Origin of the sequence: Saccharopolyspora rhizosphaerae, assembly GCF_003931915.1 — a bacterium.
Taxonomy (GTDB): domain Bacteria; phylum Actinomycetota; class Actinomycetes; order Mycobacteriales; family Pseudonocardiaceae; genus Saccharopolyspora; species Saccharopolyspora rhizosphaerae.
The window spans coordinates 371,711-394,250 of sequence record NZ_RSAA01000001.1 but is presented as its reverse complement, the minus strand read 5'-3'; the positions used below and the strand labels follow the sequence as shown (position 1 = coordinate 394,250).

The 22,540-nt window shown below is 72.0% G+C and carries 24 protein-coding genes; 13 read left to right on the top strand and 11 right to left on the bottom strand.

The window, feature by feature from the left end:
• Positions 1–167: 167 nt before the first annotated feature.
• Together EIL87_RS01845 and EIL87_RS01840 are read left to right on the top strand one after the other, a co-directional pair.
• Entirely contained in the window at positions 168–1,172 is a 1,005-nt protein-coding gene (locus EIL87_RS01845) for a zinc-dependent alcohol dehydrogenase (RefSeq protein ID WP_233575944.1), read from the top strand.
• Between the two features lie 20 nt (positions 1,173–1,192).
• A complete protein-coding gene (locus EIL87_RS01840) occupies positions 1,193–2,041 on the top strand; it encodes an SMP-30/gluconolactonase/LRE family protein (protein ID WP_125088343.1) in 849 nt (282 codons plus the stop codon).
• Between the two features lie 588 nt (positions 2,042–2,629).
• Here the strand turns inward: EIL87_RS01840 and EIL87_RS01835 are convergent.
• From EIL87_RS01835 to EIL87_RS27650, 4 genes are all read right to left on the bottom strand, one after another.
• Positions 2,630–3,415: an NPP1 family protein gene (locus EIL87_RS01835; protein ID WP_125088342.1), complete on the bottom strand. Its 786-nt coding sequence runs from the start codon at positions 3,413–3,415 to the stop codon at positions 2,630–2,632.
• A gap of 173 nt (positions 3,416–3,588) precedes the next feature.
• A complete protein-coding gene (locus EIL87_RS01830) occupies positions 3,589–4,791 on the bottom strand; it encodes a cytochrome P450 family protein (protein WP_199740144.1) in 1,203 nt (400 codons plus the stop codon).
• Positions 4,792–4,875: 84 nt separating this feature from the next.
• Positions 4,876–5,328: an NUDIX domain-containing protein gene (locus tag EIL87_RS01825; RefSeq protein ID WP_125088340.1), complete on the bottom strand. Its 453-nt coding sequence runs from the start codon at positions 5,326–5,328 to the stop codon at positions 4,876–4,878.
• 85 nt (positions 5,329–5,413) lie between these two features.
• Positions 5,414–5,716, bottom strand: a complete 303-nt coding sequence (locus EIL87_RS27650; RefSeq protein WP_125088339.1) for a zinc-binding dehydrogenase — start codon at positions 5,714–5,716, stop codon at positions 5,414–5,416.
• A 35-nt stretch (positions 5,717–5,751) separates the two neighbouring features.
• Here EIL87_RS27650 and EIL87_RS01815 point away from each other — a divergent pair, with 35 nt between their 5' ends.
• From EIL87_RS01815 to EIL87_RS01795, 5 genes are all read left to right on the top strand, one after another.
• Entirely contained in the window at positions 5,752–6,567 is an 816-nt protein-coding gene (locus EIL87_RS01815; RefSeq protein WP_125088338.1) for a peptidoglycan-binding domain-containing protein, read from the top strand.
• 77 nt (positions 6,568–6,644) lie between these two features.
• Complete coding sequence (locus tag EIL87_RS01810) at positions 6,645–7,433, top strand: alpha/beta fold hydrolase (RefSeq protein ID WP_125088337.1); 789 nt, start codon at positions 6,645–6,647, stop codon at positions 7,431–7,433.
• A 98-nt stretch (positions 7,434–7,531) separates the two neighbouring features.
• Complete coding sequence (locus tag EIL87_RS01805) at positions 7,532–8,209, top strand: GntR family transcriptional regulator (RefSeq protein ID WP_233575942.1); 678 nt, start codon at positions 7,532–7,534, stop codon at positions 8,207–8,209.
• Positions 8,210–8,582: 373 nt separating this feature from the next.
• Complete coding sequence (locus EIL87_RS01800) at positions 8,583–8,930, top strand: hypothetical protein (RefSeq protein WP_125088335.1); 348 nt, start codon at positions 8,583–8,585, stop codon at positions 8,928–8,930.
• A gap of 215 nt (positions 8,931–9,145) precedes the next feature.
• Complete coding sequence (locus EIL87_RS01795; RefSeq protein WP_125088334.1) at positions 9,146–9,547, top strand: VOC family protein; 402 nt, start codon at positions 9,146–9,148, stop codon at positions 9,545–9,547.
• A 129-nt stretch (positions 9,548–9,676) separates the two neighbouring features.
• Here EIL87_RS01795 and EIL87_RS01790 read toward each other — a convergent pair whose 3' ends face one another.
• A complete protein-coding gene (locus tag EIL87_RS01790) occupies positions 9,677–9,880 on the bottom strand; it encodes a hypothetical protein (RefSeq protein ID WP_125088333.1) in 204 nt (67 codons plus the stop codon).
• 577 nt (positions 9,881–10,457) lie between these two features.
• On the opposite strand from EIL87_RS01790, the gene EIL87_RS27795 reads away from it, so the two are divergent.
• A complete protein-coding gene (locus EIL87_RS27795; RefSeq protein WP_125088332.1) occupies positions 10,458–12,089 on the top strand; it encodes an FAD-dependent oxidoreductase in 1,632 nt (543 codons plus the stop codon).
• 2 nt (positions 12,090–12,091) lie between these two features.
• Here the strand turns inward: EIL87_RS27795 and EIL87_RS01780 are convergent, their stop codons facing one another.
• Positions 12,092–12,358 (bottom strand): helix-turn-helix domain-containing protein, encoded by a 267-nt coding sequence (locus tag EIL87_RS01780; protein WP_125088331.1) that lies wholly within the window; start codon positions 12,356–12,358, stop codon positions 12,092–12,094.
• A gap of 87 nt (positions 12,359–12,445) precedes the next feature.
• Between EIL87_RS01780 and map the strand changes: the two genes are divergently transcribed.
• Together map and EIL87_RS01770 are read left to right on the top strand one after the other, a co-directional pair.
• Positions 12,446–13,210: a type I methionyl aminopeptidase gene (map, locus tag EIL87_RS01775; RefSeq protein ID WP_125088330.1), complete on the top strand. Its 765-nt coding sequence runs from the start codon at positions 12,446–12,448 to the stop codon at positions 13,208–13,210.
• A 248-nt stretch (positions 13,211–13,458) separates the two neighbouring features.
• The gene (locus EIL87_RS01770) at positions 13,459–13,689 is read left to right on the top strand and encodes a zinc finger protein (RefSeq protein WP_125088329.1); all 231 of its coding nucleotides are present in this window, start codon (positions 13,459–13,461) and stop codon (positions 13,687–13,689) included.
• A 40-nt stretch (positions 13,690–13,729) separates the two neighbouring features.
• Here EIL87_RS01770 and EIL87_RS01765 read toward each other — a convergent pair whose 3' ends face one another.
• Positions 13,730–14,488 carry a dienelactone hydrolase family protein gene (locus tag EIL87_RS01765; RefSeq protein WP_125088328.1) on the bottom strand — a complete coding sequence of 253 codons (759 nt, stop codon included), beginning with the start codon at positions 14,486–14,488 and terminating at the stop codon, positions 13,730–13,732.
• Between the two features lie 196 nt (positions 14,489–14,684).
• Here EIL87_RS01765 and EIL87_RS01760 point away from each other — a divergent pair, with 196 nt between their 5' ends.
• The 3 genes from EIL87_RS01760 to EIL87_RS27790 all read left to right on the top strand — a co-directional run bounded on the left by EIL87_RS01760 (position 14,685) and on the right by EIL87_RS27790 (position 17,309).
• The gene (locus EIL87_RS01760; RefSeq protein ID WP_125088327.1) at positions 14,685–15,170 is read left to right on the top strand and encodes an SRPBCC family protein; all 486 of its coding nucleotides are present in this window, start codon (positions 14,685–14,687) and stop codon (positions 15,168–15,170) included.
• Between the two features lie 97 nt (positions 15,171–15,267).
• The gene (locus EIL87_RS01755; RefSeq protein WP_325049383.1) at positions 15,268–17,016 is read left to right on the top strand and encodes a HelD family protein; all 1,749 of its coding nucleotides are present in this window, start codon (positions 15,268–15,270) and stop codon (positions 17,014–17,016) included.
• A complete protein-coding gene (locus tag EIL87_RS27790) occupies positions 16,971–17,309 on the top strand; it encodes an ATP-binding domain-containing protein (protein ID WP_325049382.1) in 339 nt (112 codons plus the stop codon). Before EIL87_RS01755 ends, EIL87_RS27790 begins: the two co-directional genes overlap by 46 nt.
• 184 nt (positions 17,310–17,493) lie before the next feature.
• Here the strand turns inward: EIL87_RS27790 and EIL87_RS01750 are convergent, their stop codons facing one another.
• From EIL87_RS01750 to EIL87_RS01735, 4 genes are all read right to left on the bottom strand, one after another.
• Positions 17,494–17,973: a (2Fe-2S)-binding protein gene (locus EIL87_RS01750; protein ID WP_125088326.1), complete on the bottom strand. Its 480-nt coding sequence runs from the start codon at positions 17,971–17,973 to the stop codon at positions 17,494–17,496.
• Positions 17,966–18,817, bottom strand: a complete 852-nt coding sequence (locus tag EIL87_RS01745) for an FAD binding domain-containing protein (protein WP_125088325.1) — start codon at positions 18,815–18,817, stop codon at positions 17,966–17,968. The genes EIL87_RS01750 and EIL87_RS01745 overlap by 8 nt, the downstream gene beginning before the upstream one ends.
• A complete protein-coding gene (locus EIL87_RS01740) occupies positions 18,814–21,180 on the bottom strand; it encodes a xanthine dehydrogenase family protein molybdopterin-binding subunit (RefSeq protein ID WP_125088324.1) in 2,367 nt (788 codons plus the stop codon). Before EIL87_RS01740 ends, EIL87_RS01745 begins: the two co-directional genes overlap by 4 nt.
• A gap of 127 nt (positions 21,181–21,307) precedes the next feature.
• Entirely contained in the window at positions 21,308–22,480 is a 1,173-nt protein-coding gene (locus EIL87_RS01735; RefSeq protein WP_325049381.1) for an aminotransferase-like domain-containing protein, read from the bottom strand.
• Positions 22,481–22,540 lie beyond the last annotated feature (60 nt).

Sequence of the window (22,540 nt, the reverse complement as noted above, 5' to 3'; positions counted from 1 at the left end):
ACTAGACCGTTAGCAACGGCAACGACCCGAGTCGGAGGGGGCGCGTTGATCGGGTCGGATGCCCATCGGCCGACCTCCTGGTTGAGCGTGAACGGTCCTCTGGACAGCGGGTGTTCCGCGGGGGAGGCTCGGCTCGGGAGATGGTGATCGTCGGAGGGGTGTGAGCAGTGGTGCCGCGCGCGGTCCAGGTCGACGCTCCGCACGCGCTGCGCGTGGTCGCAGCCGAACCCGAGCCTCCTGGGCACGGGGAGGCGCTGGTCGCGGTGGCGTGGGCGGGGATCTGCGGTTCCGACCTGGAGGTCCACCACGGCACGCGCCCCGCGGAGTTCGTCCGCTACCCCGTCGTGCCCGGCCACGAGTGGTCCGGGACGGTGCTGGAGGTCGGTGCTGGGGCCGACCCGGCGCTGGTCGGGCGGAAGGTCGTGGGGGAGGGGTTCCGCAACTGCGGCCGTTGCACCTCCTGCCGTGAGGGCGACACGAACCTGTGCTCGGCGGTCTACGACGAAACCGGGTTCACCCAGCCCGGCGCGTGGGCCGATCACCTGCGACTCCCCGCGCGCCTGCTGCACCCGCTGCCCGATGAGGCCGACCTACGCGCGGCCGCGCTGCTGGAACCCGCGGCGTGCATGGCTTCCGCGGTGCTCAAAGCCGGTGTGCAGGTCGGCGAGAGCGTGGCGGTCATCGGCGGCGGCACCCTCGGCATGCTCGCCACCCAGCTCCTCGCCGCGTCCGGTGCCGGTCGGCTGGTGGTGGTCGACCCGCGCGCCGAGCGCGCTGAAGCAGCGACAACCTGCGGTGCCAGCGAGTTCTGCACCCCGGACGAGCTCGGCGGCGGCTTCGACGTCGTGCTGGAAGCCGCGGGCGCCTCGGGAACCGGGAGGCTCGCCGTGCGCTCCACCAGCCGGGGCGGGCGCACCGTGCTCACCGGCCTCGCCCCGGAGGAGCACGAACCGATCACCCCGGCGGAACTGGTCGGTGCCGCCGTCACCGTGGAGACCGTGTTCGGCGCCTCCTCGCGCGCGTGGGCGCACGCGGTGCGCGCCTTCGCAACCGGACGGCTGGACCCGGCCCCGTTGGTCACGCACGAGTTCGCGTTGGAGGATGCCGGGAGAGCGCTGGAGATCTTGGCCGATCCGGCCGTGCCCACCGGGAAGGTGCTGCTGCACCCATGACGCGACGCGGAGGTCCATCGATGTTGGAGCAGGTCACGGATCCGCTGGCCGCCCACGGGGAAGGCCCGGTGTGGTTCCCGCGGTGGCCCGGGTTGCGGTGGGTGGACATGCTCGCCGGTGACGTGCTCACCCTGGTGGAGGACACCGGCGAAGTCCGGCGGGACCACGTCGGAACGGTCGCGGCCGCGCTGCGCCCGCGGGAATCCGGCGGAGCGGTGCTGGCGCTGGAGCGCGGCTTCGCCTTCGCCGACGACGCCTTGCAGGACGTCCGCCCGTTGCCAGAGCTGTGGAGCGGGCACGACGTCCGGATGAACGAGGGCGGCTGCGGCCCGGACGGGGCGTTCTACTGCGGTTCCATGGCCTACGCCGAAACACCGGGCGCCGGTGCGCTCTACCGCCTCGACCCGCAGGGCCGGGTCGACACCGTGCTGCACGAGGTCACCATCTCGAACGGTCTCATGTGGACGCAGGACGGAAGCCGCGCCTACTACGCGGACACGCCCACCCAGCGCGTGGACGTCTTCGAGTTCGACGAGGGGAGGCTGGTCAACCGGAGGCCCTTCGCCCAGGTCGATCCCGCCGACGGGTCCCCGGACGGGCTCGCCGTCGACGCCGAAGGCGGGGTGTGGGTCGCGCTGTGGGGTGGCGGCGCCGTCCGCCACTACACCGCCGACGGGGCGCTCGCCGAGGTCATCGAGGTGCCCGCGCCGAAGGTCACCTCGTGCACCTTCGGCGGCGCGGACCTCGACCGCCTCTACATCACGACCTCCCAGACCGACACCGACCTCGACCAGCACCCCGGAGCCGGCGCCGTCTTCGCCACCGACCCAGGAGTGAGAGGCCTGGCGGTCCGCACCTACGCGGGATGAACCACCCTCGAAGCCCAACTGCGCAGGAACGCAGCGGCCCCGCCGCTCCGGCCTCCCACGCGCCGCGGAGACCGTCGAAATTCGGGCGAAGTTCGGCGGGGTACCGAGGGGCCGAACTTCGCGAGGAGTTCGACGGGGCACTTCGGGCGTCGTAGTCCTCGCGAAGTTCGAACGCGGGACTCAGTCCGGCACCGGCCATTCTGCAGCTGCTTGGCGGGGTGGGCCGGGGCGCCGCGCGCACACGCTGCGTGAAGCAGCGCGTGGAGTCCGTGCGGCGCACCGTGTCCATGGAGCCGCTCAAGCCCTGCTACCGGCACCGCCCAGCGAGGCGGTTCCGCAGTGGAGACCTCAACCGAGGTGTTGAACTTCGCGAGAAGTTCGACGGGGTACTTCGGGCGTCGAAGTTCTCGCGAAGTTCGACGCGGGATTCAGCCGGCACGGTTCAGGTTCTCCGACGGCCCCGTGGCAGGGCGGCTGGGACGTCGTGCGCACACGCTCGCGGGGCCCGTGCGGCGCACCGCGTCCACGGGGGCCCGTTCAAGCCCTGCCACTGGGCCCGGCCGGCGAAGCGGCTCCGCGGGTGAGACCTCAACCGTGGGGGTCGAAGGGGATGCCTTCCGGCTTGGCCTTCTCGAGGTTGCTCGCGAAGGCGTCGTCCTTGATGGCCATGCTCGCGCTGCCGAAGTCAGCGGAGGTGAGCGTGTCGCGCAGTCCGGTGTCGGGCCAGTCGTCCCAGCTCACCAGTGCCGGGTACTGCCAGGTGCCGTAGTGGTTCTCCGGCTCCTCACCAGCCCCGGCCAAGCGGAAGCAGTGGGTGCTGACGCCGTCCTTGTGGTAGACGACCTTCGCGTGGGTGCCCTCCCACTGGACCACCTCGGCCGGGTGGGTGGAGTAGTCGCCGTGAGCCGAGGTCGAGACGTACTTGGCCTCGTCGTTCTCCACCCACACGATGACGTGCTCGAGGTCGTGGCGGTGCCCGCCGAGACCGCTGCCGTCCACGGCCTGGTCCTTCTCGAAGTACAGGTCGTAGACGTAGGCGCACCAGCCGCTGTTGCACTCGGCGCGCGAGTAGGCGTTGGTGTTGTCCAGGTCGGACTGGTCGTGGCAGTTGCCGCTGACCGCGCCGGTGGTGTCGAGCCCCGGCGCGATGGTGCCGTCCGAACCGATGGCGGGGGTCGGGTAGCAACCGTCGCCGTCGTAGTCGAGGGCCGGCTGCCACTTCGCATCCGCCTCGGCGGCGCTGGCGGGCAAGGCGGTGGGGGGTTCGGCCACGGCGATCGCCGGTGGCAGCGCCAGCAACAGGAGCCCGGCCCCCGCGACCCCGGCGGCGGCCGCCCGGCCCTTGCGAGGGTGCCTTCCGTCCACAGTGCTCATCAAGGCGACCGCCCCTCTCCGCTCTTCGGAACCGCGCTGATCATAAGTCGATCGCCGTGGCGGACAGGAGGACGCGAATTGAACAGTTGTGCGCGAGGAGCGATCTGGCCTGCGGTGTTCCCGGTTTCACCAGTCGGGAGGGCGAGATCGCGCCGAGCGGTGGGAACGGTCGGTCACAAGCGGACCGGCAGCTGCTGCACCGAGTTGCTGAACAACGACGGCACCGGCGACAACCGGTCCTCGGCCAGCGCGAGGCCCGGGTAGCGGGCGAACAGCGCCGACACGGCCTCGACGGCCTCCAGCCGCGCCAGGTGCGCACCGAGGCAGAAGTGTGGCCCGCCACCGAAGGCCAGGTGGCGCTCCTGAGCGCGGGAGAGGTCGAACCGGTCGGCGTCGGGCCCGTGGTGCGCCTGGTCGCGCCCGACTCCGCTGTAAGGCGCGATGATCGCCTCACCGCGCGGGATCGTCACCCCGGCGATGGTGATGTCCTCCAGCGGGTAGCGCGCCAGGAAGTTGCCGATGGGCGCGTCCCAGCGCAGGGTCTCCTCGACCGCCTCCGCCCACGCGCCGGTGCGCGCGAGTTCCAGCTGGTCAGGATGGGTGAGCAGCGCGCGGGTGGTGTTGAGGACCAGGGACAGCGTCGTCTCGTGCCCGGCGGTGAGCAACAGCCACAGCGTGTCGACGAGCTCCTCCGGGGTCAGCGCCTCCGCACCGGCCTCACCGGCCGCCAGCAACGCGCTGGTCAGGTCGGCAACCGGGGAGTCGCGGCGCAGGTCGACGATCTGGTTGAGCAGGCGGTGCCGGGCGCTCTGGGTGGCCAGCACCTCCTCGGGGCTGGTGTTGGTGCGGAAGGTGCTGTCGACCAGCTCGCGCAGCTCGGGGCGCCATTCCACTGGCACGCCGACGAGTTCGCAGATCACGTTCATCGGCACCGGGTAGGCGAAGTGCGGTCGCAGGTCCACGACACCGTCCTCGGCGTGCCGGGGCAGGTCGTCGAGCAGCTCGGTGATGATCTGCTGCACGCGTGGGCGCAGGTCTTCCACGCGACCGCGGGTGAACGCGCGCGTCACCAGCCGGCGCAGCCGCTGGTGCTCGACGCCGTCGGCGGTGACCATGTTGGTCACCTTCACCATGCCGATCAGCGGCCAGTCGTCGGCGATCTCGCCCTCGCGCACGGCGGTCCAGTTCCGCCAGTCCTTGCTGACGCGCGGATCGGCGACGAGCTCGGCCAGCGCCGCGTGCTCGGTGACCGCCCAGGCGCGCACCCCGCCCGGCAGCAGCACGCGCACGACGGTGCCCGCCCGCCGCATGCGTGCGGCTTCGCCGTGGTGATCGGTGGCCAGCGGGTCGAGCGTGATCAGCGGAACCTCGGACATCGTCGTCCTCCAGGAGACTGCGGAAGCCGTGCAGTCCATCCTGTGGTCAACGGGTCGTGCTGTCGTCGGCGGAACGGGTGACCGCTACGGGAGTGCCCGTGGTCGCAGCGCGTGCCGGTTGATCAGATCGCGATCTTCCGGGCTGATCGGGTGGGTGTCGCTGGCGTTCGTCCAGGTGTAGGCGTCGTGTTCGGAGAGTTGCACGCGTTCGCCGGTGACCGTCACGGCCCACGTGTGCTGGCGGACGTAGCGCCCCTTGCGGTTGGTGTAGTCGAAAGCGGCCAGGTAGCGGGTGAATCCGGTGACGGCCAGCCCGGTTTCCTCGTGGACCTCGCGGCGCAGCGCGTCCAGCAGGTCGCCGTCGTGCGGTTCGACCTTGCCGCCGGGCATTTCCCAGACGCCGCCGCGGAACTCGTGGGCCGGTCGACGCAGCATCAACGCGCGGCCCGAGCGGACGATCAGCGCGCGGACCACGTGTTGACCGACGCCGTCGGCGGCGTCGCGAGCGACGATCTCGGCGAGTTGTGCACTGTTCATGAGTCGCGGCCCCCTCAGTCCCGTGCGGCTCGCCGCCCAGTTTGCCGTCTACTCCCCGGAAACGCTCCCCGGTGCCGAGAAGTCGTCACACCCCGGATGACGAGCTTCCGCGGACCCCACCGTTCTCCAGCGCCCGGTGCGCGGCCGCGAACTCGGCGAGCGGGTAGGTGGAGTCGACCGCGGGGCGGATCGTCCCGGACTCGCGCGCCTCGGTCAGCTCGTCGGTCTGAGCACCGGCCCGGAAGAACCGCGCCACACCTAGGCCGGGCCGAGCGGCTCGCCGCGGCCGTGGCGATCGGCCGAGTGGCGGACATCGGCAGGCCGTCTGGAGCAGGGAAACCCCTGAAACCCGGCTCGGGGTGGTGGTTCTCGGCTCGTGACGGCGCATGATCGGGGCGTTCCCGACTGGGTGGAGGAATTCCGATGATGCCTGTTCGCGCAGGGGCGCTGCCGTTCGTGCTCGTGGTGGGCGCCGGTGCCCTCGGCGCACCCCGGGCCGAGGCAGCGGCGGCGGTCAACATGGACGAGGTCGTCGTCCAGTCCCAAGTGGAGCCGGTGACCGGGCAGACGAAGCTGCCCGGTGATGCCGGTGTCGAGGAGGTGCAACGGGCCCTGTCGGCGAAGGGCCACCAGACCGGGGCGGACGGCTGGTACGGCGACGAGACCGTCGAAGCCTACTCCCAGTGGCAGGAGGACCTCGGCTTCACCGGCATCGGCGCCAACGGCATCCCCGGTCCGAGCTCGTTGGTGAAGCTCGGGGACGGGCGCTTCGACGTCCAGCGCGTGATCGACGTGGGCGACCGCACGACCTACTCCGGGAAGCCGGTCAACCAACGCACCGCGGACATGCTCGCGGAGGCCGACGGCGCGCTCAGCTGGCGGATCACCGTCACGCAAGGCTCCTACCAGGGGTGCAGCGATGCCTCCGCGTGCACCCACGCGGGCGGCGGTGCCATCGACATCTCGGTGAAGGACCTGAGCACCGAGCAGCGCTGGAAGACGGTGGAGGCGTTGCGCGAGGTCGGTTTCGCCGCCTGGCTGCGGACCCCGGAGCAGGCCGACTGGCCGTACCACGTCCACGCTGTTGCGGTGGGCGACACCGACACCCACCGGGAGGCCGCCGACCAGGTCGCCGACTACCACGCGGGCAAGAACGGCCTGGCCAGCCATGCGCCGGACAACACGCCGGAGGGCTACCGCGCGTCGTTCACCTGGTGGGAGGCCTACGAGCGCGGGTGAGCTGCAGCGCAGACCGCGCCGGGCGGCAGCGCGCGTGCGTAGGGTTCCTCCCGGAGGATCACCGCCGGGAGGAACGCATGCCAGCAGTGCAGGAGCGCACGCGTGCCGCCGACGGCACCGAGCTGGCCTTCCAGGTCGGCGGCCGGGGGCGCTCGCTGGTGCTGCTGGCCGGGCAGGACAACAACCACCACTGGTGGGACGGTGTCCGCGAGGACTTCGAGCACGCCCACCGCACGATCACCCTGGACTACCGGGGTACCGGGGCCAGCGGCAAACCCGACGAGCCGTGCTCCACGGCGGGTTTCGCCGATGACGTCATCGCGGTGCTCGACGCCTTGGGCATCGACTCCGCCGACGTCTACGGCACCTCCATGGGCGGGCGCACGGCCCAGTGGCTCGCCATCAACCACCCTGCACGGGTCAGGCGACTGGTGCTGGGCTGCACCTCGCCGGGCGGCCCGCACGCCGTGGAGCGCGACGCGGCGGTGCGCCGCGCACTCGCACAGCCCGACCGGCGCGCGGCGGAGCAGGCGCTGCTGGAGCTCATGTACAGCCCGGCGTGGCTGGCCGAGCACCACGGTCCGCGCACCGTGCTCGGCGACCCGGACATGCCACCGCACGCCCGACGCCACCACCTGGCCGCCAGCAACGACCACGACGCCTGGGGCCGGCTGGCAGACCTCCGCGCGCGCACCCTCGTCCTGCACGGCGCCGACGACCGGATGACCCCGCCCGAGAACGCCGACCTCCTGGCCTCACGCATCCCCGACGCCCGCGCGCACGTGCTGCCCGGTCTCCGTCACGCCTACTTCCACGCGGGCCGCCCCGCAGCGAGCCGGCTCGTCGCCGAGTTCCTCACCGGATGACCAGGTCGCGACCGCGTGGAGCTCCGCCGACGCAGGCGCGGCGGCCCCGCACGCTAGGATTGGTGCACAAAATTGTCACCAATCTCGGGGTAGGCGCAGTGACGACAGCGAAGCGGGACGCCGGCCGCCAGGACGCACCGGTCGTGGACGCCATCCGCGAGGCGATCACCAGCGGAGACTTCGCCCCGAACCAGCGGCTCGTCGAGGCCGAGCTCTCCGAGCAGTTCGGGGTCAGCCGAGCTGCCGTGCGCAACGCGCTGGTGCAGCTGACCACTGAGGGCTTGGTCGAGCGCATCCAGAACCGGGGCGCGCGGGTGCGCGCGGTGTCGCTGCAGGAAGCCATCGAGATCACCGAGGTGCGGATGGTCGTCGAAGGGCTCTGCGCCGCGCGCGCGGCCCAGCGCGCCACCGAGGCCGAGCACCGCGAGCTGCGCGAGATCGGCGAGCAGATGCAGCAGGCCGTCGCCGCCGGCGACGTCCTCGGCTACTCCGACCTCAACAAGCGCCTGCACGACCTGGTCCTGCGGACCAGCGGCCAGGAGACCGCCTGCGACGTGCTGGGACGGCTGCGCGGCCAGAACGTCCGCCACCAGTTCCGCCTGGCCATGCACCCGGGCCGTCCCACGATCTCGCTGCCGCAGCACCTGGCCATCATCGAGGCCATCTGCGCGGGCGACGCCGACGCCGCCGAGTCCGCCACGCGCACCCACCTCGGCAGCGTCATCGAAGCCCTCCCCGAAGTCGACAAGACCCAGTCCCGCTTCAACGTCCTCTGACCTCCGGCGGGTCGGCGCTGGCAGTCGTCGGGTGGTCCGCCTGGGCGGGGTGAGTCGTCCCGCGTCGACGCACCTCGGTGCACGGCAGTCGGAGGCGCGACGCTCGGGTGTGCGACTCGGGTTCGCGGTGAAGTCCTGGCGAAATCCCGTGGGACTTCCGGCCCGGGGTTGAGTGGCTTCTTCAGCGTTCACTGGCGTGCGGTGTGAAGGACTCACTGAAGGGGCACCGATGCGGACCACGCTTCTCACCGGACTCGTCCTCGGCACGTTCGCACTCGCAGGAGGGTGTGTGACCGCTGCTGAGCCGGCTCAGGCTCCGGCGCCGCCGACGGCGTACGTCCCTGCGCCAGCTCTGCCGGTTCCACCACCTCCGGTGGAGGAGCCGGCACTGCGTGACAACTGCGGCCTCGACCCGGCGGACATGGACGACACGACCAAGGCGCAGTGCGGTGTGGTGTCCGAGTTCGAGGACACCGAGAGCACCGGGAACTCGTCGGACGGAGAGCCCACCCCGTACGAAGGTGAGCAAGAAGGCTCGACCGACGGTGGGTACGAGTCGGGGCAGACGTCCGGTGGAGAGGAGCAGCGCTTCACCGAGCGGTGCCAGTCCGGAGAGCTGACGGTCCTCGACGGTTGTGCGAGCGCGAACACGCCCTACGACGACGGACCGGGCAGCCTCTACACCAATCCGGAGGCGGACCCGTACAAGCTCCCGGAGTAGGAACCGGCGTGCCCGAGCGGGTGTGCAGCTGCTTGTTCGAACACCGGGGTTTGCGCACCGCCTGGCTCCGGGCTCCGAGCGAGCCCGGGGGAACCCGCCATCGCTGGTCGGCGGTGGCGACGCGAACGGGCGGAGGTTCCGCGGGCGTCGGGCTGTGTGCACCATGAGTGTGACGCGCCGGGCGGGCTCCCAGCGCAGGTCCCGAGGAGGCTGGCATGGCCGAGTTCCCACCCATCGCGCACGTGGCGATCACCGTGTCCGACCTGCAGCGCAGCACCCGTTGGTACCGGGCACTGCTCGCGTCCGAACCGGTGCTCGACGAGGACGAGACCAGCGGCGGCTTCCACCACACGCTGTTCGCGCTGGCCAACGGACAGCTGTTCGGGCTGCACGCGCATCCCGGACGCGCTCGGCCCGTCGCGTTCGACGAACACCGGCCCGGCCTGGACCACGTGTCCTTCACCTGCCGCGACCGGACCGAACTGGAGAGCTGGTGCCACCGGCTCGACGACCTCGACATCCAGCACGGCGGCATCGTCGACGCCCACTACGGCTCCGGAGTGCAGTTCCGCGACCCCGACAACATCCAGCTGGAGTTCTTCTCCCCACCGCGCTGAGCGCTCACCAGCAGCCACCGCCCAAGTCATGCTGGGCCCGCGCAAGGCGCACGCAGACCGGCGTGTCAGGCGGGAGCGGGGAGGGGCGGAGGCGTCGCCGGCCCGGGTTCCACCGCGCCTGCTCCGAGCTCACTGGCGGCACCACCACTGGCTGGTCTCAGCATCGGCCAACCCGTTGCGGCGCAAGTAGGTCCCGGTAGACGTCCTGGTGGTGGGGGAGAGCCCGGCGTTGCCCAGCGCGTCCGAGTCGCACCAGGACACCACCGCCGCGACCGGCGCGCCCGCGGCGACCAAACGCAGGAGGGCACCGGTGAAGGCGCCCGCCGATGTCATCGGTGACTGCGGCCTGGATGTCCTGCGTCCCGCTCGTGGGGGTGTCGCTCCACCTCAGGCGCACGTGGCCGAGCAGTCCGAGGTCATCGGCGAGCTCGGGGAAGGTCATCTGACCAGACCACCCTCGGTGGCGAACGGCTTCCGCCTCCGCTCCGGGTGCAGCGGAGGTGGCGGTGCATCCGCTGAGGACGGTGGTGGCGGGAAGTGCGGACAGGCCGAGGCGCACGAAGTCGCAGCGCCTCCTGGGCGCTGCGGTGCGGGGAGTGCAGCGTTCTCGGGGGAACCGGAACGGTGGTGGGCGCCACGGAGCGGACGCAGCGATCAGAGGGGGAGTAGGACGAGCGCCACCTCCGGGTGGTGCGGCGGTGAGTGGTCAGCAACAGCGGGCGCTGGCAGCGCGGAGGCGGTCCACGTAGCGGTGCCCGACGAGAGCGCTGGCACGTCCTTGATCGAACCCAGGGGCCTCCACCACGGATCCGGGCGTCCGGAGGGGCGGGGAGTCACTTTGCCGGACTGGCAAAGAACCTTGCTGGGATGGTGGCGGTCTCGGCATGGTGGCCCCTGGAGGTGGTCAGTGATGTCAGAACAGGGCGTGACCAGGTATGACGTGGTGGTCGTGGGCGGTGGTGCGGCGGGGCTCAACGCCGCGTTGATGCTCGGGCGAGCGCGTCGCGAGGTTCTCGTGGTCGACAGCGGGGAGCCGCGCAACGCACCCGCCGAACACGTGCACGGGTTCCTCTCCCGCGACGGCGCCACGCCCGGCGACCTGCTGGAGGCCGGTCGCCGCGAAGTGGCCCAGTACGGGGTGGAGATCGTTGCCGGAGAAGTGGTTTCGGCGTCGCGGGCGGGTTCGGGCTTCGCGGTGGAGCTGGCCGACGGCCGGCAGGTGACCGCACGGCGTCTGCTGCTGGCGACGGGCCTGCGGGACGAGCTGCCCGACGTGGCGGGCGTCGCCGAGCGTTGGGGCCGTGATGTCCTGCACTGCCCCTACTGCCACGGCTGGGAGTTCCGCGACGAGCCGATCGGCGTGCTCGCCGCAGGTCCGATGAGCGTGCACCAGGCGCTGCTGTTCCGGCAGTGGAGCGACCGAACATCCCTGCTGCTCAACGGGTCCGAACCGCCCACCGGCGACGAGGCCGCGAAGCTGGCCGCGCGCGGGATCGACGTCGTGCCGGAGCGGGTCGAGGGGCTGGAGGTCGTGGATGACGAGCTCACCGGCGTCCGGCTCGCGGACGGGCGGGTCCAGCCGCTGCGCGCCGTGGCGGTGGCGCCCCGCGTGGTCGCCCGCGCGGAGCTCGCCGCAGAGCTCGGGCTCGAGACCGCCGCGCACCCCAGCGGAGGCGAGCACATCCCCGCCGACGAGCACGGCCGCACCGCGGTGCCCGGCGTGTGGGTCGCGGGCAACACGACCGATCTGCGCGCCACCGTCGTCGTCGCTGCTGCGTCCGGGGCCACGGCCGGCGGGATGATCAACGCGGACCTGGTCGAGGAGGAGACGGCGCACGCCGTCGCCCACGCGCCCTTCTCGCCGGAGGCGGAGACTCGTCCCTGCGAGGTCGCGGTGGGGAACCGGCGCCACGGCGTGCACACCGAGGAGGAGTCGCAGATGAGCGCGGAGGAGTGGGACGAGCGGTACCGGGGGCAGGAGCGGTTGTTCAGCGATGACCCCAACGACGTCCTCGTCGCCGAGGTCGCCGGGACGCCCCCCGGACAGGCCCTCGACGTCGGCTGCGGTGAGGGCGGTGACGCGATCTGGTTGGCCCGGCAGGGGTGGCAGGTCACCGCCATCGACATCTCGAAGGTGGCGGTGGAGCGCGCGGCGAAGATCGCCGCCGAGGCCGCTGCCGAGGTCGCCGCCAACATCGCCTGGGCGCGTGCCGACCTCGCCGTCGAACGCCCGCCTGCACGCTCGTTCGACCTGGTCTCAGCCCAGTACTTCGCGCTGGAGAAGGACCGCGGCGACGGGCCGCTGCGCGCGCTGCTGGACGCGGTGGTCCCGGGCGGCACGGTGCTCTACGTCGGGCACGATCCGGCCGGTTTCCCGCCGGACACCGAGTTCGACCCCGCCGAGTACGTCCAGCCCGGCGACCTCGCCGCCCTGCTCGACGACGACTGGGAGGTCGAGCTCGACGAGGTCCGCCCGCGCACCGGCGAGGGCAAGCAGGGCCACCCGCACGACGTGGTGCTCAAAGCGCGCCGGTTGCGCTGAGGTCAGGAAGCGCTGCGCAGGCTCGTTCCGCCGCGCCACGCCTCGGCGACCTCGTGCACCGGGAGGTCCAGGGCATCGCACAGGCCCACCACGGTGCCGAACGCCGGAGTCGGCAGCCGGCCGGACTCGATCTTGCGCAGCGTCTCCGGGGAGATCCCCGCCGCTCGGGCGATCTCCACCGGATCGCGTCCCGCTCGCGCGTCCCGCAGCAGCTTGCCGACGCGCGCACCGGACTCGACCTGCTCGGGGGTGAGGGGAAGGCGCACCACGTGGGGAAGGCTACGGTGGTATTTCAATACCGGCAAGCGTAGCGTGGTATGAAAATACCGTCGTGTTGTGAGGTCGTGGGAGTGCGCGTGATCGAGCTGAAGACGCCGGCCGAGATCGACAAGATGGCCGTCACCGGCACCTTCGTCGCCGAGATCCTCGCCGAGGTCGGCGAGCGGGCCGAGGCGGGTGTCAACTTGGTGGACCTCGAGCACCACGTCCGCCGCCGGATCGAGGAGCGCGGCGCGAAGTCCTGCTACTGGGACTACGCGCCGGCGTTCGGCGAAGGCCCGTTCCGCAACGTCATCTGCCTGTCGGTCAACGACGCCGTGCTGCACGGTCTCCCGCACGACTACGTGCTCCGCGAAGGGGACGTGCTCACCGCCGACTTCGCGGTCAGCATCGACGGCTGGGTCGCCGACGCCGCCCGCACGGTCGTCGTCGGCACCGGGGACCCCGAGGACCACCGGCTCGTGCGCTCCACCGAGGAGGCGCTGGAGGCGGCGATCGACGTCGCCAGGCCCGGCAACCGGATCGGTGACATCTCGGCGGCGATCGAGGCCGTGGCCAACGACTACGGCTACCCGGTCAACACCGAGTTCGGCGGGCACGGGCTCGGGCGGACCATGCACGAGGCCCCGCACATCTCCAACCGCGGCAAACCGGGACGAGGGCTCAAGCTGCAGCCGGGACTCACGATCGCCATCGAGCCCTGGTTCGCGCGCAGCACCGCTCGCATCTACACCGATCCGGACGGCTGGACCCTGCGCTCGGCGGACGGTTCGAACACCGCCCACTCGGAGCACACGATCGCGATCACGTCCGAGGGAGCCCGCGTCCTCACCCGGCTCTGACCGGTGAACACCGCCCGTGAAGCGCCCCTGGGCTCTTCGGGGTGTTGCGGAGCCGCAGCACGGCGGCGGTCACCGCGCGTGCTGGTCTCGGGTGGTCCCTCGTGCTTGCGGGCAGATCGACTACTCCGAACGGGTTGCGCATGATCGCTCGACGTTCGGGTAGCGTTCATGATCGTGACGCGCGTGATCGAGTCGGGTGGGGACGCGATCCCACGCCGCGGTCCGCGCCCGCCCGGGGCGGTGAGCTGATGTACCGCCCGCATCCCTTCAGCTGGGTGCCTGCCGACGGCCAGCGCCACGCCACCACCGACCCCAAGCCGCGCCAGGGCTACCACGGGATCGTCGTGCGCACCCTGTGCTCGGAGGCGCTCACCGTGGACAACTCCGACCTCGGCTGGCTCTGGCCCACCTGCCCGTCCTGCAACGCCGGCGCGCACGAGCTCGCCGGGGCCGCACACGGCGCGGACCCCGCGGAATGACGACGCCGGCCCACCGCGGCGGGCCGGCGTCGACCGGTGATCAGCCCAGGGTGCGGTGGAACAGCTCCAGCAGAGCGGACCAGTGGCGTTCCGCGCCTACCTCGTCGTAGGCGGCGGTGTCGGCCTGGGTGAAGCCGTGCGGCGCGCCCTCGTAGACCTCGGTGCGGAAGCGCACTCCCGCCTTCCGCAGCGCCTCGTCGAGGCGGTCGATCTGCTCCGGCGGCAGCGCGTGGTCCTGGTCGGCGTGGCCGAAGTACGCCTCTGCGGTGATCTTGTCGGCCACCAGGTGCGGGCTGTCGGGCTCCTCGGTGGCCAGGTTCCCGCCGTGGAAACCGGCCATCGCGGCGACCTGGTCCGGGTAGGCGCCCGCGGTGCGCAGCGCCATCACCGCGCCCATGCAGTAGCCCGTGACGCCGACCGGCTCCCCGGTGGTCAGCGGGCTGGCGGCCAGCCAACTCAGGTAGGCGCCCGCGTCGCGCACCACCCGCTCGGGGGTGAGCTGCTGCATGAGCGGCCCGATCGTCTCGAAGATCTCCGGCCGGGCACCCGGGTCGATGAATTCCGGCAGCTCGAACACCGGCGTGCGGCCCGCGCGGTAGAACAGGTTGGGCACCAGCACGGTGAAACCCTCGGCGGCCAAGCGGTCGGCCATGCCCTGCAGGTGCGGTCGCACGCCGAAGGCGTCCATGTAGAACAGCACGGCGGGATGCCTCCCGTCGCCCTCCGGGTGCGTCAGGTACGCGTCGGCCACACCATCCGGTGTGGTGATGTCCACCGTGGTCCCGCGTGCTGCGGTCATGGGCGCTCGTCCCTCCTCGTGGTCGGTGCTCGCCCGATCTAAACACCCGTTCACCTGCCGCCGGTGGCAGGGAGTCGAGCCCGCGCGGTATGCCTGATCTGCCCCTTTCCTGGGGGAGGAGCACTCGTTCGCAGGTTGCGCGCCGGGTGGGCGAGCGATAACCAGGCTGCAGGAGCCCACCAGACCGGGAGTGAGCATGACCGTGCTGGACGTCGTCACCGACGCCGAAGAACTCACCGTGACGGTCACCGCGGAGTTCGCGGCGCCCGTCCAGCGGGTGTGGCAGGTGTGGGCCGATCGGCGCGAACTCGCACGGTGGTGGGGGCCGCCGGACGGGTCGACGACCTTCGAGCAGCACGACTTCAGGCCCGGCGGCCAGGCGCGCTACCGCACCACACGCCCGGACGGGAGCGAATCACGCGGCTGGTGGCAGATCAGCGCGATCGACGAACCGCACCGGCTGGAGTTCGAGGACGGCGTCACCGTGGAGAACGGCGTCCGTGCCACCTGCTTCGGAGTCACCCACGTCAGGATCACGCTGGAACCCGCCGAGGGGCGGACCCGGATGGTGCTGCTGAGCTCCTTCTCCTCCGTCGACCAGCTCGACCAGATGGTCTCGGCCGGGGTCGCGGAGGGCCTCCGCCGGAAGGTGGAGCGGATCGAAGCCGTCCTGCCCGCGTGAGCTCCGTCCACACCGGACTGCGCGGGGCGACTGGAATTGTCGGCCGCGCTCGGGCACTCTGGGCAAGTCGAACGAGCGAACGCGGGGAGTCCAGGGCTTGAGCGCCGACGAGCTCGAATTAGAACAACAGCACCTGGCCGAGTTGTACGGCCACGTCGACGCGTTGCGCGAGCACGCCGCGGCCCGCGCCGAGGCCGGGGGTGATCCGGACACCGTCGCGGTGTGGAAGACCGAGCTGGCACGCCTCGACGGCGTCGAGAACGGCCTGTACTTCGGACGTCTCGACATGGTCGACGGCAGCCGGTCCTACATCGGCCGCATCGGCGTGTTCCGCGAGTCCGACGACGCGCAGCTGCTGGTCGACTGGCGCGCACCGCTGGCACGCGCCTTCTACACCGCCACCGCCGCCGACCCGCAGGGCGTGCGCCGCAGGCGCCGCATCACCACGCAGGGCCGCACCGTGGTCGCCGTCGACGACGAGCTGCTCGACTCCGACGGCACCGAAGGTCAGGACCACCTCGTCGGCGAAGCCGCGCTGCTGTCGGCCGTGACGGCTGAGCGCACCGGCCGGATGCGCGAGATCGTCACCACGCTGCAGGCCGAGCAAGACGCCATCATCCGGTCCGAGGAGCGGGGGATCCTGGTCGTGCAGGGCGGTCCGGGGACCGGCAAGACCGCGGTCGCGCTGCACCGGGTCGCCTACCTGCTCTACACCCACGAGCACCTGCGCAACCGCGGCGTGCTGGTGATCGGACCGAGCAGGATCTTCCTGGACTACATCGGGCAGGTGCTGCCGGGGCTGGGCGAGAACCGCGTGGTCGCCGCCACCCTCGCCGAGCTGCACGCGGGCACCGACATCACCGCGGCGGACCCGGAGGCGGAACGCAAGGGCTCGGCCCGGATGGCCGAGCTCATCGCGCAGCAGGTCCGCCGCCGCGTGCGCGTTCCCGACCAGCCGTGGGAGGCCGAGTTCGAGGAGCAGCGGTTGTCGCTGGACCCGGCGACCTGCCGCGCGGCCGCGCAGGTGGCGCGCGAATCAGGCCTGCCGCACAACCAGGCCCGGTTGGTCTTCCAGGAGGAACTGGTCGCCTCTCTCGCGGAGCTGCTCGTCCAGCGGATGGAGTCGGTCCTGCTCACCGAGGAAGGACAGGCCCTCGACGGCGGTAGCGCGGACGGCAAGCTCGGAGCCTCCGACCTCAAGGCGCTCGCCGCGGCCGGCGTGATCGTCGACCCGGACGACGTCGAGCCGCGCGAGCTCGTGGACTCCGCCGACCAGGAGGCGTTGCGGTCGGCGCTGCTGGCCGACGAGCGAGTGACCGCGGCGCTCGACGAGCTGTGGCCCGAGCTGACCCCCGAGGAGGTGATCACGGACCTGGTCGGCAGCGGTCCCCGCACCGCCGCCGACGTGCCGCTGCTCGACGAGGCCGCAGCACTGCTCGGCCACGGCGGACCCCGGGCGGTGTTCGGCCACGTCATCGTGGACGAGGCGCAGGAGCTCTCCGAGATGCAGTGGCGGATGCTGATGCGGCGCTGCCCCTCCCGGTCGATGACCGTGGTCGGCGACCTCGCGCAGACGGGCAGCGCGGCAGGTGCCCGGTCGTGGGAGCAGGTGCTGGCTCCACACGTGGCCGACCGCTGGAGGCTGGCCGAGCTGACCGTGAACTACCGGACGCCCTCGGAGGTCATGGCGGCGACGGCCGACCTGCTCGCCGGCACGGGACTGCGTCCGCCACGATCGGTGCGCTCCTCCGGGGACGAGCCCTGGCTGGAACAGTCCCGCAGGGACGGGCTCGGGGCCTGGTGCGCGAGGTCGTCGCCGAGCGCGAGCACGGCCAGCTCGTCGTGATCGCGCCACCGGACCTGGCCCGCGAACTCGCCGCGGTGCTGGACGTGCCGTTGCCGGCCGAGCTGACCGAGCAGGTCGTGGTGCTGGAACCCGCGCAGTGCAAGGGCTTGGAGTTCGACCGGGTGCTGATCGTGGAACCCGCTGCGATCCTCGGAGCCGGGAGCCTCGGGCGCAGCGATCTCTACGTGGCGATGACCCGCGCGACCCAGGGGCTCGGTGTGATCTGCGTGGAGTCGGTGCCCGAACCGCTGGCGGGCCTGAAGCGGCGCGACAGCCCGATCACCACGGGTTGAGAAGCGGCTCCACCCAACCGGTTCCGGAGAGTGACCCACATGATCACCTCATCCGGCGACAGCGTGGTGCTCGCTTTCTCGCCCGAACGGCTGCACCATGGGAACAGTCGTTCGAAAGGCGCGGGTGGCCACGGCCGGCGCGTGAGCGGCCTTGCTGTGTGACAAGTCCACGGAGACTCACGGTTCAGGACCGGCCCCAGGCACGCTTCACCGAGTCGACGATGTGCTGGTACCCGGTGCAGCGGCAGAGGTTGCCGCTGAGGAGTTCCCGGATGTCGGGGTCGGTCGGGTGCTCGTCCGGTGAGGCAGCGGCGACCGTCACGAGGAAGCCCGGGGTGCAGAACCCGCACTGCAGCCCGTGGCAGTCCTTGAACGCCTGCTGCAGCGGGCTCAACCCGTCTTCGGGCGTGAGCCCTTCCACCGTGACGACCTCGCAGCCGTCGGCTTGCACGGCCAGCGTGATGCAGGACCGGGCGGGCTCACCGTCGACGAGGACCGTGCAGGCACCGCAGATCCCGTGCTCGCAGCCCGCGTGCGTGCCGGTGAGCACCAGGTCCTCGCGGAGGAAGTCGACCAGCAGCCGTCGGACGGGCACGGTACGGCGCACCGCGCGGCCGTTGACCGTCAGGCTGATGTCCCTGGTCGGAGCGGGGTTCTCAGTCATGGCAGGTCTGCTCCAAAGCTCGCCGTGCGGCCGCACGCAGGGCGGCTCGTCGGGTCGCGGTGTCGGCGTGCACGTCCTCCGGCGGGTCGACGGACTCGGCGGCGGCTTCCGCAGCGGCGTCGATCGACTCGTCGGTGAGCGGGCGGTGGTGCAGCGCCTGCTCGGCCTCGGGGAGGCGGCGCACGGTACCGCCGATGCCCAGGCCCACCAACCGCGCCCGGGCGACCTCGGCACCGTCGAGCTCGAGGACGGCGGCCACTCCGGCGAGGGCGAAGTCCCCGGCGCGACGGGCGATCTCGGCGAACCCGTGGCGTTGTCCACCCCTGACCGGCCACCGCGTCGCGGTGAGGACCTCTTCCTGGCGCAGCGACGTCTGGTACGGCGCGACGACCAACTCCGCGGCGGGGAGGGTGCGCTCGCCGGCCGGACCGGTCGCCACGACCTCGGCGTCGAGAGCGACGGCAGCGGCGCCGAGCTCGGCCGCCGGGTCGGCGTGGGCCAGCGACCCGCCGAGGGTGCCGCGGGTGCGGATCTGGTGGTGGCCGACGTGGCGCAGGGCGGCGGCCAGCAGCGGACAGCTCCGCGCGACCAGCGGGGATGTTTCGACGGTGCGTTGCCGGGTGGCAGCACCGATCACCAGCACGCCGTCGTCCCGGTGCAGGTCCGCCAGGCCGGGCAGACGGCCGATGTCGACCAGCGTGCTCGGGCGGGCGAGCCGGAAGTTCATCATCGGCAGCAGGCTCTGCCCACCGGCGAGAGGTCTGGCGTCCTCGTCGGCGGCCAGCACCTCGACCGCCTCCGCGGTGCTGGCGGGGCGGACGTAGTCGAACGGTGGCGGCTTCACGACCGGGCCTCCTCGATGAGCCGGCGGAGCACCGACGGGGTCAGCGGTGTGGAGTCGATGCCGGTCACGCCCAAGGGCGCGAGCGCGTTCTCGACCGCGCCGGCGATGGCGGCCGGTGGACCGATGATTCCCGCCTCGCCGGCTCCCTTGACCCCGAACGGCGTGTCCGGGGCGGGGCCGCCCACCTCCTCGACCAGCACGTCGGGGACCTCGCACGCACCCGGCACCAGGTACTCGGTGAAGGTCGTCGCCAGGGGCTGACCGTCCTCGTAGGGCAGGTGCTCGTAGAGCGTCCCGCCGATGCCCTGCGCGACCCCGCCGTGGATCTGCCCGGCCAGCGTCAGCGGGTTGATCACGCGGCCGCAGTCGTGCACCACCGCGTAGCGCACCACCTCGACCACCCCGGTGGTGGCGTCGACGCGGACGACGGCGGTGTGGGTCGCGTTGGTGTAGCTGGCCGCGGCGTTCATCTTCCCGTCGGGACGCGGCACGTGGTCCAGGCCCGCGGGCTCGTAGGTGGCGCGGGCTTCCAAACCGGGATCCACGCCGGGAGGCAGTTCGAAGGTCCGGTTCAGCGCCGACTGGGCGATCTGCGCCCACGACACCGCGCTGCCCGGGCTGCCGCGGACCTGGAACCGCCCGTCGACGAGCTCGAGGTCGTCCGGCGAGGCCTCCAGCAGGTGAGCGGCGATGGTGGTTCCCTTGCGCCGCAGCACGTCCGCCGCGCGCTCGACCGCACCCCCGGCGACCAGCGCGCTGCGGCTGGCCCAGCTGCCGAGGCCGTACGGCGCGGTGTCGGTGTCTCCCATCGTGACCCGCACCTGGTCGACCGGGAGCGACAGCGCTTCGGCGACCAGGGTGGCCACCGTGGTGTGCGCACCCTGGCCCATCGCCGACACGCCCACCGCGACGGTGACGCCGCCCTCGGCGTCGAAGCGGACGTCCGCGGAGTCCTGGCTGCTCCACGTCCCGGTGATGGAGAACGCGGTGGCGGCGACGCCCTCGACGTAGGTGGCGTACCCGGAGCCCAGCAGAGCACCGGGCTCCGCCTTCTCGCGCTCCTCCGCCAGCATCCGGTCGCCGACCTCCACCGCGCGCTCGAAGGCGTGCCGGTGGGTGCCGGACCGCAGCACCGCCCCTGCGGCCGTCTCGTAGGGGAGGTCCTGCGGCGAGAGGATCATCTGGCGGCGCAGTTCGAGCGGGTCGATGCCCAGCTCGCGGCCGATCTTGTCGACCAGCCGCTCGAGGGCGAACGTGCCTTCGGGAGCGCCGTAACCGCGGTAGCCGCCGGTCGGGGTCTTGTTGGTGACCACTCCCTGCACGGAGATGGCCTGCTTCGGGATCCGGTAGGGCCCGCACAGCGAACCGACCGCCACCAGGCTCGGTCCGTAGCCCGCGGGGAAGATCTCACCAGACCCGAGGTCGGTGCGCACCCGCCCGCGCAAGGCCGCGATCGTGCCGTCCTCGCGGACGGCCGCGGACAGGTCGGTGGTGGTGTCGCGGGCGTGGCCGGCGGCGATCAGGTGCTCGTGCCGGTCCTCGATCCAGCGGACCGGGCGGCGCAACCGCATCGCCAGCCACGGGACGACGTACTCCTCCGGGTAGACCTCGTTCTTCTGGCCGAAACCGCCGCCGACGTCCGGCGTGATCACCCGGATGTTCCGCTCGGGCAGGCCCAGCACCGCGGCGAGCATCGCGCGCACGACGAAGGCGGCTTGCGTGGAGGTCCACACCGTCAGCCGGTCGTCGCGGAACTCGGCCGCCACGCCGCGCCCCTCCAGAGGGGCGGCCGAGTGGCGGTTCGTGGTGAACGTGCCACTGATCGTGCGCAGCTCGGCGAAGTCGGCTTCGACCGCGCTGCCGTCGGCCTCCACCGACAGCAGCACGTTGTCGCCCCAGTCCGGGTACAGCAGCGGGGCGTCCGGGGACAGGGCGCCGTCGACGGTGTCCACGGTGGGCAGTGGTTCGAGGTCGGCGTGGACGAGTTCGGCGGCGTCCTCGGCGAGGTAGCGGTCTTCGGCGACCACGACGGCCAGCGGGCAGCCGACGTAGCGGACCCGGTCCCGCGCGAGCGGGAAGTGCCGCACCGGCCGCACCCACGGCATCCGGTCCGGAACAGCACGCACGTCGAGATCTGCTCCGCCGAACACCGCGTGCACACCGGGTGATTCACGCGCTTGCGCGGAGTCGAGTCCGCGCAAGCGGGCGTGCGGGACGTCGCTGCGGACGAACGCGGCGTCGAGCATCCCCGGCATCGCGACATCCGCGATGAAGCGACCGCGCCCGGCCAGCAACCGGTCGTCCTCGATCCGCGGTGAGCTCTCCCCCAGGAGTGTCGGGCGTCCGGCGTCCATCGCCTGCATCAAGCCTCCCCAGTGACTCCCACCGAGAACGGGGATCACCGTCACGGTGGGTGATACTCCGGGTAGCCTGCTGCAGCTCCGGAGCGCGCGCAATCCTCCGGACGGACGGCTCGGTCCCGGAGCGCGATCAGTCCAGGACCTTGGCGAGTCTGCGCAGGCCCTCGGCGATCGTGGCGGGCTCGAAGGTGGTGAACGACAACCGCATCGTCGCCCGGTCCGGTTCGCCGACCTGGAACGCCGCTCCCGGCACGAACGCGACGTCGTGGCGCAACGCGTCGTGCAGCCGCTCGCCGGTGTCCACGTCACCGGGAAGCCGCACCCACACGAACATCCCGCCTTCGGGTTCGGTCCACGTCGACCCCGGCGGAGCGGTGGTGCGGAGCCCGTCCAGCATGGCGTCCCGGCGGGGGCGGTAGGTCTCGCGCAGCACCCGCAACCGCGCGTCGAGGTCGGTGGTCGCCAGGTACTCCGCGGCCGCGGCCTGGTCGATCGTGGAGGTGTGCAGGTCGGCGGCCTGCTTGAGGACGGTCAGGCGCTGCCGCAGCTGCGCCGGTGCGCGCAGCCACCCGACCCGCATCCCCGGTGCGACGAGCTTGGAGAAGCTGCCCAGGTAGATCGAGCGCTCGGGCACGCGTGCCGACAGCGGCACCAACGGCCGGCCGCTGTAGCGCAGTTCGCGGTACGGGTCGTCCTCGACCAGCCAGAAGTTCCGCCGTGCAGCGACGTCCGCGATCCGGTCCCGCCGCTCGGCGCCGACGGTGCGGCCCGTCGGATTGGAGAACGTCGGCACCAGGTACAGCAGCGCGGGGGTTTCGCGTGCGGCGATGCGGTCGAGCGCCTCGGGGTCGAGACCCTCGTCGTCGCAGGGGACGGGCACGACGCGCGCCTGCGCCAGCTGGAAGCACTGCAGGGCCGACAGGTAGGCGGGTTCTTCGACCAGCACCACGGCGCCCGGATCCAGCAGTGCCGAGGCGATCAGGCTCAGGCCCTGCTGGGATCCCGTGGTGATCAGCAGGTCCTCGTCGCTGGTCGGCAGGCCTTGGCCGGTGAGGCGCTCGGACACGATCGCTCGCAGGGCAGGATCGCCTTCGGTGGGCGAGTACTGCAGCGTGCGGGGCGCGTCGGGGTCACCGAGCGCTCGCGCGAACGCGGCTCGCAGACCGTCGGTGTCGAACAGCTCCGGGGCGGGCAGACCGCCGGCGAAGGAGATCACGCCCGAGCGGCGGGTCAGCGCGAGCAGATCGCGCACCGGGGAACTGGTGACGCCGTCCATCCGGCGGGCGAGGGCGGGAGAAGGCACAGGTGCTCCTGGAACGAAGTGCGGGTGGCGAGAGCGGAGCGTCGGCCGCAGTGTTGCCGC